This is a genomic window from Streptomyces boluensis (assembly GCF_009908195.1).
In the GTDB taxonomy this organism is placed as follows: domain Bacteria; phylum Actinomycetota; class Actinomycetes; order Streptomycetales; family Streptomycetaceae; genus Streptomyces; species Streptomyces boluensis.
The window spans coordinates 1-14,578 of the sequence record NZ_JAAAHS010000183.1 but is presented as its reverse complement, the minus strand read 5'-3'; the positions used below and the strand labels follow the sequence as shown (position 1 = coordinate 14,578).

Genomic DNA, 14,578 nt, shown 5'->3' with positions numbered 1-14,578 from the left:
CCTCTCACGTACCCCCGGAACCCCTCAACGCCCGCGCAGCGCCCGGTACTTGGCGACCAGCGCCCTGGACGAAGCATCGAGCCCGTCGACCTCAGCACCCTCGGTGAGCGCAGGCTCCACCCGCTTCGCCAGCACCTTCCCGAGCTCGACCCCCCACTGGTCGAACGAGTCGATGTTCCAGACCGCACCCTGCACGAACACCTTGTGCTCGTAGAGGGCGATCAACTGACCGAGCACGGAGGGCGTCAGCTCACCGGCGAGGATCGTGGTCGTCGGGTGGTTGCCCCGGAACGTCTTGTGCGGGACCAGCTCATCCGGCACCCCCTCCGCCCGCACCTCGTCCGGCGTCTTACCGAAAGCCAGGGCCTGGGTCTGCGCGAAGAAGTTGGCCATCAGCAGATCGTGCTGGGGGACGAGCCCCGGCAGCAGATCCTCGACCGGCTGCGCGAACCCGATGAAGTCGGCCGGGATGACCTTCGTGCCCTGGTGGATCAACTGGTAGTACGCGTGCTGCCCGTTGGTGCCCGGGGTGCCCCAGACGACCGGGCCCGTCTGCCACTCCACCGGGTTCCCGTCACGGTCCACCGACTTGCCGTTGGACTCCATGTCCAGCTGCTGGAGGTACGCGGTGAACTTGGACAGGTAGTGCGAGTACGGCAGCACCGCGTGCGCCTGGGCGTCGTGGAACGCGCCGTACCACACCCCCAACAGGCCCAGGATCAGCGGCGCGTTGGCCTCCGGCGGGGCGGTGCGGAAGTGCTCGTCGACGAGGTGGAAGCCGTCGAGCATCTCGCGGAAGCGGTCCGGCCCGATGGCGATCATCAGGGACAGGCCGATCGCCGAGTCGTAGGAGTAACGGCCGCCGACCCAGTCCCAGAACTCGAACATGTTGGCCGTGTCGATGCCGAACTCCGCGACCTTCTCGGCGTTCGTGGACAGCGCCACGAAGTGCTTGGCCACGGCGTCCTGACCGGCCCGCAACCCGGTGAGCAGCCAGTCCCGCGCGGAGGTCGCGTTGGTGATCGTCTCGATGGTGGTGAAGGTCTTGGAGGCGATGATGAACAGCGTCTCCGCCGGGTCCAAGTCCCGTACGGCCTCGTGCAGATCGGCTCCGTCGACATTGGAGACGAAGCGGAAGGTGAGGTCCCGGGCGGTGTACGGGCGCAGCACCTCGTAGGCCATGGCGGGGCCGAGGTCGGAGCCGCCGATGCCGATGTTCACGACGTTCTTGATGCGCTTGCCGGTGTGGCCGGTCCACTCGCCGGAGCGCACCTTGTCGGCGAAGGCGCCCATCTTGTCGAGGACGGCGTGCACGTCCGGGACGACGTTCTCCCCGTCGACCTCGATCACCGCGTCGCGCGGGGCACGCAGCGCGGTGTGCAGGACGGCGCGGTCCTCGGTGGTGTTGATCTTGTCGCCGCGGAACATGGCGTCCCGCAGCGCGAACACCTCGGTCGTGGCGGCCAGATCGCGGAGCAGCGCGAGCGTCTCGTCGGTGACCAACTGCTTGGAGTAGTCGATGTGCAGGTCACCGACCTGCAGCGCGTACTTCTCGGGGCGTCGCGGGTCGTCGGCGAACAGTTCCCGCAGGTGCGCGTCGCCCAGTTGCTCCCGGTGCTTGCCGAGCGCGGTCCACTCCGGCAACTGGTTGAGCCTGGTGCGGCTTGCTGCGTTCATCTCGGACTTCAGCCTTCTCTCTACCTGAGCCTGCAACTTCCCCGCTGCCCCTCCAACCTAATTGATCAGCGAGCGGTATGAGTTGTCTGTCCCCTGTCGGCCGACTTAAGGGCGAGTGACTTCAGGGCGACTGACTTCAGGGCTGCTGACAGGGCTGCTGCCGGGCTCCTTGAGCGCGGGCACCAGAACGGCGGTGGCCAGCACGAACAGCGCGGCGGCGAGCAGTGCCGGAGTGTTCAGCCCCCAGGCCGCCGCGACCGCCCCGGCGAGCAGCGCACCGAGCGGGGTGCCGCCCAGCGACAGGGTGCGGAAGGCCGCGCTGATCCGGCCGAGGGCGTCGGCGGGGCTGCGCTGCTGCATCAGCGTCACCTCGTTGACGTTCCACACCATGCCCATGAAGCCGAAGACGCCCAGGGCCAGGACGACCGCCCAGACGCTGCGTATCGCCCCGATCGCGAGCAGCGGCACGATCTGCACGGCCCCCGCGGCGAACACGCTGCGCACCCGCCCGAGCCTGCGCCCGATCCGGTTGGCGCAGAAGCCGCCGACGACACTGCCCACGCCGTACGCCGACAGGCACAGGGCGTACGCCGTCTCATCGGCGCCGAGCCATCCGGTGACGTGCAGGACGAGGGTGGCGATCAGGCCGCCCACGCCGATGTTGCACAGCGTCGCCGAGAGGCACAGGCCGCGCAGCGCCCGGTCCTGCCGGAGGACGCGCAGCCCTTCGGCGATGTCCGCCCGCAGGGTGCGGCCGCCCGGCCGCGCGGCCCGCTCGCGCGGCGCCGGTCTCAGCGAGACCACGAGCGCGGCGGCCAGCAGATAGGTGACCGCGTCCGCGGCGTACGGCATGGCCACTCCGACGGCGAGCAGCACCGGGACCAGCGGGGTGGCGAGGAAGCTGCTGACGAGCATCTGGCCGGTCTGCAACCGGGCGTTGGCACTGCCCAGCGCCTCCGGGGCGACCAGGTCGGGCAGCAGCGCCGTGGCCGCGTTGTCGAACAGGGTCTGGAGGGTGGCGAGGACGAAGGCCAGGACGATGAGCAGCCCGATGGAGGCGTACCCCAGGGCCACGGCGACGGCGAACGCGGCGAGGAGCGCGCCGCGGACGAGGTCGACGGCCCACATGGCGCGGCGCTGGTCGACACGGTCGGCGACGGCGCCGCCGATCAGTCCGAAGACGAGCCAGGGCAGGTAGCCGAAGGCCGTGACGAGGGCGACCAGTACCGGGTCGTCGGTCAACGACGTGGCGAGCAGGGGCAGTGCGGCGATTCTGAGGGAGTCCCCGAAGCGGGAGACGACCGCGGCCGCCCACAGCCGTCCGAATCCCCCACGCCAGGACGGCGCCGCTGTCTCCCTCGCCTCGACCACCGTCACAACTCCCCCTTCTGGTCCGGTGCTTCAGACCATAGGCGGAGCCACTGACAATCGGCCGCGGCGCTTCAGCCGGCCCGCGGCGGCCGGCGCGGGCAGCACGCCACAGCAGCGGTGCGGCAAGCGGCGTGGCCCCGGAGACAGCTCCGGCCGGACACCCCGAAGGTGTCCGGCCGGTCTCAACTCCTAGATCTCGCCGCGCAGTTTGGCGAGTGCCTCGGCGAGGATCGCCTCGCCGTCCGCGTCGCTGCGCCGCTCGCGCACGTACGCCAGGTGCGTCTTGTAGGGCTCCGTACGCGGCGGGTCCGGCGGGCTGTCCCGGTCCTGACCGGCCGGGAACCCGCAGCGCGGGCAGTCCCAGGTGTCGGGGACCTGCGCGTCACTGGCGAAGCTGGGCACCGTCTCGTGCCCGTTCGAGCACCAGAAGGAGATGCGCAGGCGCGGCGCGGACTCGCCCCGCTCGGCCTCCCCCATCGGCCCCGCTCCGACCCGACTTCCACGGATCGCGTTGCCACTTGCCACGGTCGTAACTCCCTGCGTAACAGTGCTGCACAGCGTTGCTCACCGACGGCCGCGCCGCGGGTGCCCAAGTCTACGTAAGGCCCAACGCGCGTCCAGTGATTGGAGTTACACCCCCACCCCTCAGACGCCTCGCCATATTAAGCCGCGCCTGAATTCCGTAAGGCAATACTGCGTCAATCCGCAGGACGTCAATGCGTCAGCTGTCCAACTTCATCAGCAGACCCAGCACGACAATGCAGGCGAACCAGAGCAGAGCGACCACGATGGTGATGCGGTCGAGGTTGCGCTCGGCGACCGAGGAGCCGCCGACGGAGGACTGCATACCGCCACCGAACATGTCGGAGAGGCCACCGCCCTTGCCCTTGTGCATGAGCACCAAAAGCATCAGCAGGCCGCTGAAGACGATCAGGGCGATCGAGAACCCCATAACCACGGCTGGACCAACTTCCTCGGTATCTGTATGACCACTCGGTAAGAGAACGGGGCCCGAGTCTCGCGTTGAATGAGCTGAAAGCCCAGAAAAGCAAGCCTCGGACCCCGCAAGGGTACGACGTTACGCCGCTACCGCATACTCACTGCCACGGTTCACGGCCGACGCACGGATGCCCGCCGCCCGCGCCCCGTCGGCTCACTGGTCGCGGAACCGGACGATCTTGACGAACTCGTCGGCGTCCAGAGCGGCACCGCCGATGAGGGCGCCGTCCACGTCGGGCTGCGCCATGATCGCGGCGACGTTGCCGGACTTCACCGAACCGCCGTACTGGATGCGCACCTTGTCGGCGAGCTCCTGGTCGTACAGCTCGGCGAGCTTGCCGCGGATCGCGCCGCAGACCTCCTGCGCGTCCTCGGGAGTGGCGACCTCGCCGGTGCCGATGGCCCACACCGGCTCGTACGCGATCACGATGGACTCGGCCTGCTCGGCCGGGAGGTCCTTGAGGGCGCCGTCGAGCTGGTTCAGCGTGTACTGGACCTGCTGGCCGGCCTTGCGGATGTCGAGGCCCTCGCCGACGCACAGGATCGGGGTCAGGCCGTGCTTGTAGGCGGCCTTCACCTTGGCGTTGCAGATCTCGTCGTTCTCGTTGTGGTACTGGCGGCGCTCGGAGTGACCGATGGCGACATAGGTGCACTTCAGCTTGGCCAGCATCGGGCCCGAGATCTCGCCGGTGTACGCACCGGAGTCCTGCGCCGAGATGTCCTGGGAGCCGTACTTGATCTTCAACTTGTCGCCGTCGACCAGGGTCTGCACGGAGCGCAGGTCGGTGAAGGGCGGAAGGACGGCGACCTCGACGGCCTCGTAGTCCTTGTCGGCGAGCGCGAAGGCGAGCTTCTGGACGTGCGCGATGGCCTCAAGGTGGTTGAGGTTCATCTTCCAGTTGCCGGCCATCAGGGGCGTACGCCCGGAAACAGATGCAGCCATTAAGGGTCAGTCCTCCAGTGCGGCGAGGCCGGGCAGGGTCTTGCCCTCGAGGTATTCGAGGGAGGCACCGCCGCCGGTCGAAATATGGCCGAACTTCGACTCGTCGAAGCCCAGGTTGCGGACGGCGGCGGCGGAGTCGCCACCGCCGACCACCGTGAAGCCCTTGCTGTCGAGCAGGGCCTGCGCGATGGCCGTCGTGCCGCCAGCGTAGTCGGGGTGCTCGGCGACTCCGACGGGGCCGTTCCAGAACACCGTCTCGGCGTCGGTGATCTTCGAGGCGAACAGCTCACGGGACTTGGGGCCGATGTCCAGGCCCTCCTGGTCCGCGGGGATCTTGTCCGCGTCGACGGTGTCGAAGTCGGCCGGGGCCTTGGTCTTCAGGTCCGGGAAGTCGGTGGCGACCAGGACGTCCACGGGGAGCACCAGCTCGACGCCGTTCTTCTCGGCGCGCTCCATGTACTCGGTGACCTTCGGGACCTGGTCCTCCTGCAGCAGCGAGATGCCGACCTCGTAGCCCTTGGCCTTGAGGAAGGTGTACGCCATGCCGCCGCCGATGAGGAGGCGGTCGGCCTTGCCGAGCAGCTCGTCGATGACGGCGAGCTTGTCGGAGACCTTGGCGCCGCCGAGGACCACGGTGTACGGGCGCTTGACCTCCTCGGTCAGCTTCTTGAGGACGCTGACCTCCTTGGCGATCAAGTACCCGGCGGCGTGCGGGAGTCGGGCCGGCAGGTCGAAGACCGAGGCGTGCTTACGGTGCACAGCGCCGAAGCCGTCGCCCACGTACAGGTCGGCGAGTGCGGCCAGCTGGTCGGCGAAGGCACCGCGCTCCGCGTCGTCCTTGGCGGTCTCACCGGCGTTGAAGCGCAGGTTCTCGATGACCGCGACCTGGCCGTCGGCCAGGTCCGCGACGACGGCCTTGGCGGAGTCGCCGACCGTGTCGGTGGCGAACCGCACATCGGCGCCGAGGAGTTCACCGAGGCGCGCGGCGGCAGGCGCAAGCGAGAAGGCCGGGTCCGGGGCTCCCTTGGGGCGGCCGAGGTGGGAGGCGACGACCACCCGGGCGCCAGCGTCGGCGAGGGCCTTCACGGTCGGCTGCACGGCGCGGATGCGGCCGTCGTCGGTGATGGTCGTGCCGTCCAGTGGCACGTTGAGGTCGGCGCGGACGAAGACCCGCTTTCCGGCTACGCCTTCGGCGAGAAGTTCGTCGATCGTCTTCATTTCTCAGGGACTCCTTGAAAGCTTCCGAGCAAACAGCTACGGGGCCCGGACGACGCAAGATCGCGCCGCCCGAGCCCCGTAGCTCACATCGAGATGCCTGTCCGAATCAAGTCCGGGTCAGAGCTGGCCACCGACGAAGGTGGTGAGGTCGACCAGACGGTTCGAGTAACCCCACTCGTTGTCGTACCAGCCGAGGATCTTCACCGTCTTGCCTTCCTGCACCATCGTCAGGGAGGAGTCGAAGGTGCAGGAAGCCGGGTCGCTGACGATGTCCGAGGACACGATCGGGTCCTCGGTGTAGAACAGGATGCCCTTGAGGGCACCGTCGTCGGCGGCCTTCTTAAACGCGGCGTTGACCTCGTCCTTGGTGACCTCGCGCTGCAGGTCCACGACCAGGTCGGTGGCCGAGCCGGTGGGAACCGGGACGCGCATCGCGATGCCGTCGAGCTTGCCCTTGAGCTGCGGGAGGACCAGGGCGGTGGCCTTCGCGGCACCGGTCGTGGTCGGGATGATGTTCTCGGCGGCGGCGCGGGCGCGGCGCAGGTCCGAGTGCGGGAAGTCCAGGATGCGCTGGTCGTTGGTGTAGGCGTGCACCGTGGTCATCAGGCCCTTGACGATGCCGAAGTTCTCGTCGAGAACCTTGGCCATCGGCGCCACACAGTTGGTGGTGCAGGAGGCGTTGGAGATGACGTGGTGCTGCGCCGGGTCGTACTTGTCCTGGTTGACGCCCATCACAATGGTGATGTCCTCGTCCTTGGCCGGAGCCGAGATGAGGACCTTCTTGGCGCCGCCGGCGATGTGCTTCTCGGCGTCGGCCTTCTTCGTGAAGATGCCGGTCGACTCGATGACGATGTCGACGCCCAGCTGACCCCAGGGGATGTCGGCGGGGTTCCGCTCGGACAGCACCTTGATGGTGTGCCCGTCGACGGTGATGGTGTTCTCGGTGTGGGTGACCTCGGCCTTGAGGCGTCCCAGAATGGTGTCGTACTTCAGCAGGTGGGCCGTGGTCGCGGTGTCACCCAGGTCGTTGACGGCAACGACCTCGATGTCCGCGCCCTGCTCCAGGAGCGCCCGGAAGTAGTTGCGGCCGATGCGACCGAAGCCATTGATGCCTACGCGGATCGTCACGAACCGATCTCCTCGTTGGTACGCCGGTCTGTGCGCCGGCGAGCTGAATGGGATGTCCCCGACCGCCTCCGACCCTACCTCTCCTGAGACGTTCGAGTGACATCGAGACGGTCCGTACGAGTTGCGGTGACGCACACCCTGTTTGCGGATACGACCCTCCGTTCGTCACTCAGAGTCATCAGTGCGGGGAAGTGAGCGCTTGGCCCATCAGACGGGCGCAAGCAGCCTCATTTGAGTACCCTCCGGGGCCGCCTGCGACACCTTCACTGTCACGCCGCGTGACGACCGCGCGAGGCCTGCGCAACGCGCCCTCGGGGCTCCGGAAGGCACCGTTCCGGGGTCGATCCGGAGGGTGCCTCCGCAGGCTTGGCGAGACCCCTCGGAGAGGTTCGGGCGATCTGTCAAGCACATGACGCCGACGACGTCGAGTGACACCTCGCGCCACGAGGAAACGCCCTCGCCGGATGGCGATCGCGCTCAAGTTGTGAGACAGCCGGCGTCGACGGAAGGCAAGGCCGGGGCGAACAGGTCCGGAAAGACACAGAAAAGCCGTCGGTGTCCGGATCTCTCCTGACACCGACGGCTTTCGGTTGCGGTGGCTGCCGTCTCGCGGACGGCGGGCCGTCAGCCCACCAGGTTGTCGGCCATCTCCTCCGTCAGGTTCGACTCCGTACCCGGAATGCCCAGATCCTGGGCCCGCTTGTCCGCCATCGCCAGGAGGCGGCGGATCCGGCCCGCGACCGCGTCCTTGGTCAGCGGCGGGTCGGCGAGCGCGCCCAGCTCCTCCAGGGAGGCCTGCTTGTGCTCCATGCGCAGCCGGCCGGCGGCCGCCAGGTGCTCGGGCACCTCGTCGGCGAGGATCTCCAGGGCCCGCTGCACGCGCGCCCCGGCCGCGACGGCGGCGCGGGCCGAGCGGCGCAGGTTGGCGTCGTCGAAGTTGGCCAGGCGGTTGGCGGTGGCCCGGACCTCGCGGCGCATCCGCCGCTCCTCCCAGGCGAGCACCGACTCATGGGCGCCGAGGCGGGTGAGCAGCGCGCCGATCGCGTCGCCGTCACGGACCACCACGCGGTCCACGCCGCGCACCTCGCGCGCCTTGGCGGCGATGGAGAGCCGACGGGCCGCACCGACGAGCGCGAGCGCCGCCTCCGGTCCGGGGCAGGTCACCTCGAGGGAGGAGGAACGGCCCGGCTCGGTCAGCGAGCCGTGCGCCAGGAACGCGCCGCGCCAGGCGGCCTCCGCGTCACACGTCGCACCGGAGACCACCTGTGGGGGCAGGCCCCGGATGGGACGACCGCGGCCGTCCACCAGGCCCGTCTGCCGGGCCAGTTGGTCCCCGCCCGCCACCACCCGGACCACGTACCGGGAGCCGCGGCGCAGTCCGCCCGCGGCCATCACCATGAGCTCCGAGCCGTGCCCGAAGATCTCCAGGATGTCCTTCTTGAGCCGTCGGGCCGCCATCGCCGTGTCCAGCTCCGCCTCGATCACAATGCGGCCGCTGACCAGGTGAAGGCCGCCCGCGAAACGAAGAATCGCCGAGACCTCTGACTTCCTGCAGCAGGTCCGGGTGACGGGGAGCCGGGAGATTTCGTCCTTCACCGCTGCCGTCATCGCCATGGGCCGATCCTTCCATGCATCCGAAAAATACGGTCGTACGCGGCGGCCAGCAGCTCCGGGTCGTGCTTCGGAGATCCGGCGGCCTCGGCCACCGGCGCCAGCTCGACCGCCGCCCCCAGACGCTTGGCGGCGTCGGTCAGACTGTCGCGGTCGGGCACGGCGGCCTCGTCGGCCAGCACCACGTCCAGGGCGAGTTTAGGGGCGTGTCGTCCCAAAACCTCCAAATGACGCTGCGGGGAGAACCCTTCGGTTTCGCCCGGCTGGGGCGCGAGGTTGAGCGAGAGGACCTTGCGGGCCTTGGTCTCGGTGAGCGCCTCGAGCAGTTCGGGCACGAGCAGATGCGGGATCACCGAGGAGAACCAGGAGCCGGGGCCGAGCACCACCCAGTCCGCGTCGAGCACCGCGGCGACGGCCTCGGGCACGGCGGGCGGGTCGTGCGGGACGAGGTGCACGGACTGCACCTCGCCCGTGGTCAGCGCGACGTTGGCCTGGCCGCGCACCGTGTCCACGTGCTCGGGCCGGTCCGGGTCGTGGCCGCGCACCAGGGCCTGCAGCTCCAGGGGTACGGCGGACATGGGCAGGACCCGGCCGTGCGCGCCGAGCAGTTTGCCGACCAGGTCGAGGGCCTGCACATGGTCGCCGAGCTGCTCCCACAGGGCGACGATCAGCAGATTGCCGACCGCGTGCTCGTGCAGTTCGCCCTGGGACTGGAAGCGGTGCTGGATGACCCGGGCCCAGGTCTGGCCCCAGTCGTCGTCGCCGCACAGGGCCGCAAGGGCCTTGCGCAGGTCGCCGGGCGGGAGCACGCCGAGCTCGTCCCTGAGCCGGCCGCTGGAGCCGCCGTCGTCGGCCACGGTGACGACGGCCGTCAGGTCGCCGGTGATCCGGCGCAGCGCGGCGAGCGAGGCGGACAGGCCCATGCCGCCGCCGAGCGCGACGACCTTGGGCTGGGCCGAGCGCCTGCGGCTGAGCCGGGTCAGTCGGGCCCGACGGGGGTTGGGTTTCACTCGCGCCCCATGTCCCGGTGGACGAGGACGGTCTCCACGCCCTCGGTGGCGAGGCGGGCCGCGAGCTTCTCCGACATGGCTACGGAACGGTGCTTGCCGCCCGTACAGCCGACGGCGATGGTGACGTACCGCTTGCCCTCGCGGCGGTACCCCGTCGCGATCAGCTGGAGCAGTTCGGAGTACTGGTTCAGGAACTCCTTGGCGCCGGGCTGGTTGAAGACGTACGCCGAGACCTCTTCGTTCAGGCCGGTGTACGGGCGGAGCTCCGGGACCCAGTGCGGGTTGGGCAGGAAGCGGCAGTCGACGACCAAGTCGGCGTCGACCGGGAGGCCGTACTTGTAGCCGAACGACATGACGGTGGCCCGCAGTTCGGGTTCTTCGTCGCCGGCGAACTGGGCGTCCATCTTGGCGCGCAGCTCGTGCACGTTCAGGCTGGAGGTGTCGATCACCAGGTCCGCGTCGCCGCGCAGCTCGCGCAGCAGGTCGCGCTCGGCGGCGATGCCGTCGACGATGCGGCCGTCGCCCTGCAGGGGGTGCGGGCGGCGCACCGACTCGAAGCGGCGTACCAGGGCGTCGTCGGAGGACTCGAGGAAGACGATCCGCCGGGTGACGCTCTTGGCCTCCAGGTCCGCGAGGGACTGGCGGAGGTTGTCGAAGAAGCGACGGCCGCGCACGTCGACGACGACCGCGATACGTGCCACGTTGCCCTGCGAGCGGGCGCCGAGCTCCACCATGGTGGGGATCAGCGCGGGCGGCAGGTTGTCGACCACGAACCAGCCGAGGTCCTCCAGGCACTTGGCCGCCGTGGAACGGCCGGCTCCGGACATCCCGGAGATGATCACCAGCTCGGGAATGGCCGCCTCCGCGGCCTCGCCGGGCTCGATGGCGCCAGTGCTGCCCGTACTCACCTGTGCTCCGTCTTCGTCGCGCTCTGTCATGTCGCCTGCCCCCGTCTCTCCGCGGCGCCCGCGGACGCGGGTGCCTCTGAGGTCTCCGTCGTCACGGGTGCCTCGTCTTCAATGATCTCTCCGGTCGCCGTATTCACCGCAGGAGCGGCCGGGGCCGCCTGGGCGAGTGCCACGGCGATCGTCTCGGCCGTCTTGCGGCCTATCCCGGGGACCTCGCAGATCTGCTCAATTGTGGCGGATCGCAGCTTCTTCACCGAACCGAAGTGCTTGATGAGCGCCTGTTTGCGGGTGTCTCCCAGGCCGGGCACCGCGTCGAGCGGACCCGCGCGGAACCTCTTGGAGCGTTTGTTCCGCTGATAGGAGATGGCGAAGCGGTGCGCCTCGTCGCGTACCCGCTGGAGCAGGTACAGGCCCTCGCTGGAACGGGGCAGGACCACCGGGTCGTCCTCGTCCGGCAGCCAGACCTCTTCCAGGCGCTTGGCCAGGCCGCAGACCGCGACATCGTCGATGCCCAGCTCGTCCATGGCCCGCTTGGCCGCTGCCACCTGCGGCTTTCCGCCGTCGACTACGACGAGCTGGGGCGGGTACGCGAAGCGCTTGGGGCGGCCGTCCTCGTCCTTGAGGGAGCCCTCGCCGCTGAGGGAGTCGCCGTTCTTGAGGGTGCCCTCGGCAGGCTCCTCGGCCCACTCCCCCGTCTTCTCCTTCTCGGCCAGGTACCGCTTGAAGCGGCGGGCGACCACCTCGTGCATGGAGCGGACGTCGTCCTGCCCCTCGCCGTGCCACACCTGGGTGTCGCCGACTCGGCCCTTGATCTGGAAGCGGCGGTACTCGCTCTTACGCGCGAGGCCGTCCTCGAAGACCACCATGGACGCCACCACGTCGTCGCCCTGCAGGTGCGAGATGTCGAAGCACTCGATCCGCAGCGGGGCGCCGTCCAGGTCGAGGGCGGCGGCGATCTCCTCCAGCGCGCGCGAGCGCGTCGTCAGGTCGGAGGCACGCTTGGTCTTGTGCAGCACCAGGGAGTGCTGGGCGTTGCGCTGGACCGTCTCCATCAGGGCGCGCTTGTCGCCGCGCTGCGGTACGCGCAGGTCCACCGCGCTGCCGCGGCGCTCCGCGAGCCAGGTCTGCACCGGCTCCACCGGGTCCGGCAGGGCCGGCACCAGGACCTCCTTGGGTACGGCGTCGCCCTTCTCCTCGCCGTACAGCTGCTGCACCGCGTGCTCGACCAGGTCGCCCGTGGTGACGGCCTCGACCTTGTCGGTGACCCAGCCGCGCTGGCCGCGGACCCGGCCACCGCGCACGTGGAAGATCTGCACCGCCGCCTCGAGCTCGTCCTCGGCGAGGGCGATCAGGTCGGCGTCGGTGTCGTCGGCGAGGACGACGGCACTCTTCTCCATGGCGCGCCGCAGCGCCTCCATGTCGTCGCGCAGCCGGGCCGCCCGCTCGTACTCCATCTCCTCGGCGGCTGCCGCCATCTCCTTCTCCAGGCGGCGCAGGTACGCGCCCGTGCGCCCGGCCATGAAGTCGCAGAAGTCCTCGGCCAGTTCGCGGTGGTCCTCGGCGGTGACCCGGCCGACACAGGGGGCCGCGCACTTGCCGATGTACCCGAGCAGGCAGGGGCGGCCGGTGCGGGCGGCGTTCTTGAAGACCCCGGCCGAGCAGGTGCGTACCGGGAACACCCGGAGCATCAGGTCGACCGTCTCGCGGATGGCCCACGCGTGTCCGTACGGACCGAAGTAGCGCACGCCCTTCTTCTTGGCGCCGCGCATCACCTGGACCCGCGGATACTCCTCGTTGAGGGTGACCGCCAGGTACGGATAGCTCTTGTCGTCGCGGTACTTGACGTTGAACCGCGGGTCGAACTCCTTGATCCAGGTGTACTCGAGCTGGAGCGCCTCGACCTCGGTGCTCACCACGGTCCACTCGACGGAGGCGGCGGTCGTCACCATCGAGCGGGTGCGGGGGTGCAGATTCGCCAGGTCCTGGAAGTAGTTGGCGAGCCGCTGGCGCAGGCTCTTGGCCTTCCCGACGTAGATCACCCGGCGGTGCTCGTCGCGGAATTTGTAGACCCCCGGAGAGTCGGGGATCTGTCCCGGCTTGGGCCGGTAGGTGGAGGGGTCAGCCATGTCTCTCACCCTACTGGCGGGGACCGACAGCCGGGGCCGGGCACCGCGATGCCGTCCGGCGGCCTCGGACGGCAGCACGGACGGCATCGCGGTCGGCGTCGCGGGGTGCGCGGGCGGCTAGCCGCGCGTGGCCTCCCGGCGCTTGCGTACGGTCCGTACGGCGCCCAGCGCGAGGGCGCCGGCCGCGCCCAGGCCGGCCGCGGCGGAGGCCACGGTCAGTGCCGGGCCGACGCCCGAACCGCCCTGCCTTTCGGTGGCCGCGAGCCGGGGTCCGGGCGCCGCGGGCCGCTCCGCGTATCCGCCCGCCTTGCCGGACCTCGCGTACGCGGAGCCGGGCAGCTTGTCGCCGTAGGCCCGCTCAACTCGCTTGCGGTAGGCGGACAGTGAGGTGCCGTCGGCGCCGACCGCGCGGGTGGCGTCCCGGTCGAGGGGCAGCACGCGTGCGTGCCGCGTGACGTACCAGGCGTTGATCTGCGGCTCGTGGAAGACGGTGCCGCCGGGGAGTTTCTCGGCACCCGCGCGCGCGTAGTGCGTTTCGTCGTCCCCGGTGGCGATGTTCACCACCTTCCAGGTGCCGCCCTTCTTCCACGTGTCGCCCTTGGGCACCGTCCACAGGGAGGCCTCCTGACCGTCCGCGGAGACGGCCCTGCTGGCGAGGAACTCCAGGCGCGCGACGGGGCTGTTCTTCTTCCCGGCGACGAAATCCGGCGCCAAGAAGTACACGGGTACGGCCTCGCCCAGGACGCGCGGCTCGGCCTCCGCGGCGGTGACGGCGCCCTCGCGGGCGAAGAAGCGGGACAGGGTGTCGAGGTTCTCCGGCGCCCGCGCCGCCCGGTGCGCGGCGGCACGCTCGGCCCCGGACGGGGCGGGCGCGGACGGGGCGGTCTCCGAGGGTGCGGTCTCGGAGGGTGCCGTCTCGGAGGGTGCGTCGTCCGGGTCGGGAGCGGCGCCGGCCTGCGGGGCGCCGAGGCCGAGCAGCAGCACGGTCGCGCACCCGGCGACGACCGCCTTCCGGGGCAGGTGTCGGGTCATCGCGCTCACGCCCCGATCCGGTAGAGCGAGTGGGTCCAGGAGAACGTTCCGTTGTTCACGTACCAGTCGTGCGAGGCCCAGTTGTAGCGGTCGCTGGAGGGCCAGGGGTCGCCCCAGTACACCCAGCTCCCGGCGTCGTCGTAGCCGTAGAGGACGTGCATGTGACCGCCGCCGCCCGACCACTGGATGCGGGTCTCGACGGGGCGCCCGGCGTTCACCTCGCCCTGCACCGTGGGATAGCGCAGCCAGCCGGTGACGTACGAGCCCTGGCTGACGCCCATCCAGCGCAGCGCGGTCTGCACGTTGCCCAGGGTGGCCTGGTCGTTGGGGCAGTCGCCGCCCTGCTGCCGGTTGAAGGCGGCGTTGCAGAACTGGTTCTGCGAGTAGCTCTTGCCCAGATACGCGGCGATGGTGTTGCCGCCCGCGGCCCAGCACCAGTTGGACTTCTCCTGGGCCTGCATCGTGATGTCGAGGCGGTTCGCGGCGGAGGCCTGAGGGCCAGGCGTGACAGGGGCTGCGGGCCTGACGGGGGTGACGGGGTCGGCAGGGGTGATG

13 protein-coding genes are annotated in these 14,578 nt (G+C 69.9%); all 13 read right to left on the bottom strand.

Annotated elements, in window-relative coordinates; translation table 11 throughout:
- Window positions 1–24: 24 nt before the first annotated feature.
- Window positions 25–1,677, bottom strand: a complete 1,653-nt coding sequence (gene pgi / locus GUY60_RS21930) for a glucose-6-phosphate isomerase (RefSeq protein WP_161700457.1) — start codon at window positions 1,675–1,677, stop codon at window positions 25–27.
- A gap of 105 nt (window positions 1,678–1,782) precedes the next feature.
- Window positions 1,783–3,054, bottom strand: a complete 1,272-nt coding sequence (locus GUY60_RS21925) for an MFS transporter (RefSeq protein ID WP_161700455.1) — start codon at window positions 3,052–3,054, stop codon at window positions 1,783–1,785.
- Between the two features lie 183 nt (window positions 3,055–3,237).
- Window positions 3,238–3,525: an RNA polymerase-binding protein RbpA gene (locus tag GUY60_RS21920; RefSeq protein ID WP_188132776.1), complete on the bottom strand. Its 288-nt coding sequence runs from the start codon at window positions 3,523–3,525 to the stop codon at window positions 3,238–3,240.
- 244 nt (window positions 3,526–3,769) lie between these two features.
- A complete protein-coding gene (secG, locus tag GUY60_RS21915; protein ID WP_161700451.1) occupies window positions 3,770–4,000 on the bottom strand; it encodes a preprotein translocase subunit SecG in 231 nt (76 codons plus the stop codon).
- Window positions 4,001–4,201: 201 nt separating this feature from the next.
- Window positions 4,202–4,990 (bottom strand): triose-phosphate isomerase, encoded by a 789-nt coding sequence (tpiA, locus tag GUY60_RS21910; RefSeq protein ID WP_161700449.1) that lies wholly within the window; start codon window positions 4,988–4,990, stop codon window positions 4,202–4,204.
- Window positions 4,991–4,996: 6 nt separating this feature from the next.
- Complete coding sequence (locus tag GUY60_RS21905; RefSeq protein WP_161700447.1) at window positions 4,997–6,208, bottom strand: phosphoglycerate kinase; 1,212 nt, start codon at window positions 6,206–6,208, stop codon at window positions 4,997–4,999.
- Between the two features lie 117 nt (window positions 6,209–6,325).
- Window positions 6,326–7,336 (bottom strand): type I glyceraldehyde-3-phosphate dehydrogenase, encoded by a 1,011-nt coding sequence (gene gap / locus GUY60_RS21900; RefSeq protein WP_161700445.1) that lies wholly within the window; start codon window positions 7,334–7,336, stop codon window positions 6,326–6,328.
- A gap of 624 nt (window positions 7,337–7,960) precedes the next feature.
- Window positions 7,961–8,950: a DNA-binding protein WhiA gene (gene whiA, locus GUY60_RS21895; RefSeq protein ID WP_161700443.1), complete on the bottom strand. Its 990-nt coding sequence runs from the start codon at window positions 8,948–8,950 to the stop codon at window positions 7,961–7,963.
- Window positions 8,941–9,957 carry a gluconeogenesis factor YvcK family protein gene (locus GUY60_RS21890; protein WP_161700441.1) on the bottom strand — a complete coding sequence of 339 codons (1,017 nt, stop codon included), beginning with the start codon at window positions 9,955–9,957 and terminating at the stop codon, window positions 8,941–8,943. The genes whiA and GUY60_RS21890 overlap by 10 nt, the downstream gene beginning before the upstream one ends.
- Window positions 9,954–10,895 (bottom strand): RNase adapter RapZ, encoded by a 942-nt coding sequence (rapZ, locus tag GUY60_RS21885; protein WP_161700439.1) that lies wholly within the window; start codon window positions 10,893–10,895, stop codon window positions 9,954–9,956. The genes GUY60_RS21890 and rapZ overlap by 4 nt, the downstream gene beginning before the upstream one ends.
- Window positions 10,892–12,991, bottom strand: a complete 2,100-nt coding sequence (gene uvrC, locus GUY60_RS21880) for an excinuclease ABC subunit UvrC (RefSeq protein WP_161700437.1) — start codon at window positions 12,989–12,991, stop codon at window positions 10,892–10,894. The genes rapZ and uvrC overlap by 4 nt, the downstream gene beginning before the upstream one ends.
- Window positions 12,992–13,108: 117 nt before the next feature.
- Window positions 13,109–14,023: a hypothetical protein gene (locus GUY60_RS21875; RefSeq protein WP_161700459.1), complete on the bottom strand. Its 915-nt coding sequence runs from the start codon at window positions 14,021–14,023 to the stop codon at window positions 13,109–13,111.
- Between the two features lie 5 nt (window positions 14,024–14,028).
- Window positions 14,029–14,577 (bottom strand): papain-like cysteine protease family protein, encoded by a 549-nt coding sequence (locus tag GUY60_RS21870; protein ID WP_312866383.1) that lies wholly within the window; start codon window positions 14,575–14,577, stop codon window positions 14,029–14,031.
- Window position 14,578: the final 1 nt, after the last annotated feature.

What these genes read in the sequence shown, in the direction of transcription:
- pgi (WP_161700457.1), bottom strand. Translation starts at nt 1,677, where the DNA reads ATGAACGCAGCAAGCCGCACCAGGCTCAACCAGTTGCCGGAGTGGACC.
- GUY60_RS21920 (WP_188132776.1), bottom strand. Translation starts at nt 3,525, where the DNA reads ATGGGGGAGGCCGAGCGGGGCGAGTCCGCGCCGCGCCTGCGCATCTCC.
- secG (WP_161700451.1), bottom strand. Translation starts at nt 4,000, where the DNA reads ATGGGGTTCTCGATCGCCCTGATCGTCTTCAGCGGCCTGCTGATGCTT.
- tpiA (WP_161700449.1), bottom strand. Translation starts at nt 4,990, where the DNA reads ATGGCTGCATCTGTTTCCGGGCGTACGCCCCTGATGGCCGGCAACTGG.
- GUY60_RS21905 (WP_161700447.1), bottom strand. Translation starts at nt 6,208, where the DNA reads ATGAAGACGATCGACGAACTTCTCGCCGAAGGCGTAGCCGGAAAGCGG.
- whiA (WP_161700443.1), bottom strand. Translation starts at nt 8,950, where the DNA reads ATGGCGATGACGGCAGCGGTGAAGGACGAAATCTCCCGGCTCCCCGTC.
- rapZ (WP_161700439.1), bottom strand. Translation starts at nt 10,895, where the DNA reads ATGACAGAGCGCGACGAAGACGGAGCACAGGTGAGTACGGGCAGCACT.
- uvrC (WP_161700437.1), bottom strand. Translation starts at nt 12,991, where the DNA reads ATGGCTGACCCCTCCACCTACCGGCCCAAGCCGGGACAGATCCCCGAC.
- GUY60_RS21875 (WP_161700459.1), bottom strand. Translation starts at nt 14,023, where the DNA reads ATGACCCGACACCTGCCCCGGAAGGCGGTCGTCGCCGGGTGCGCGACC.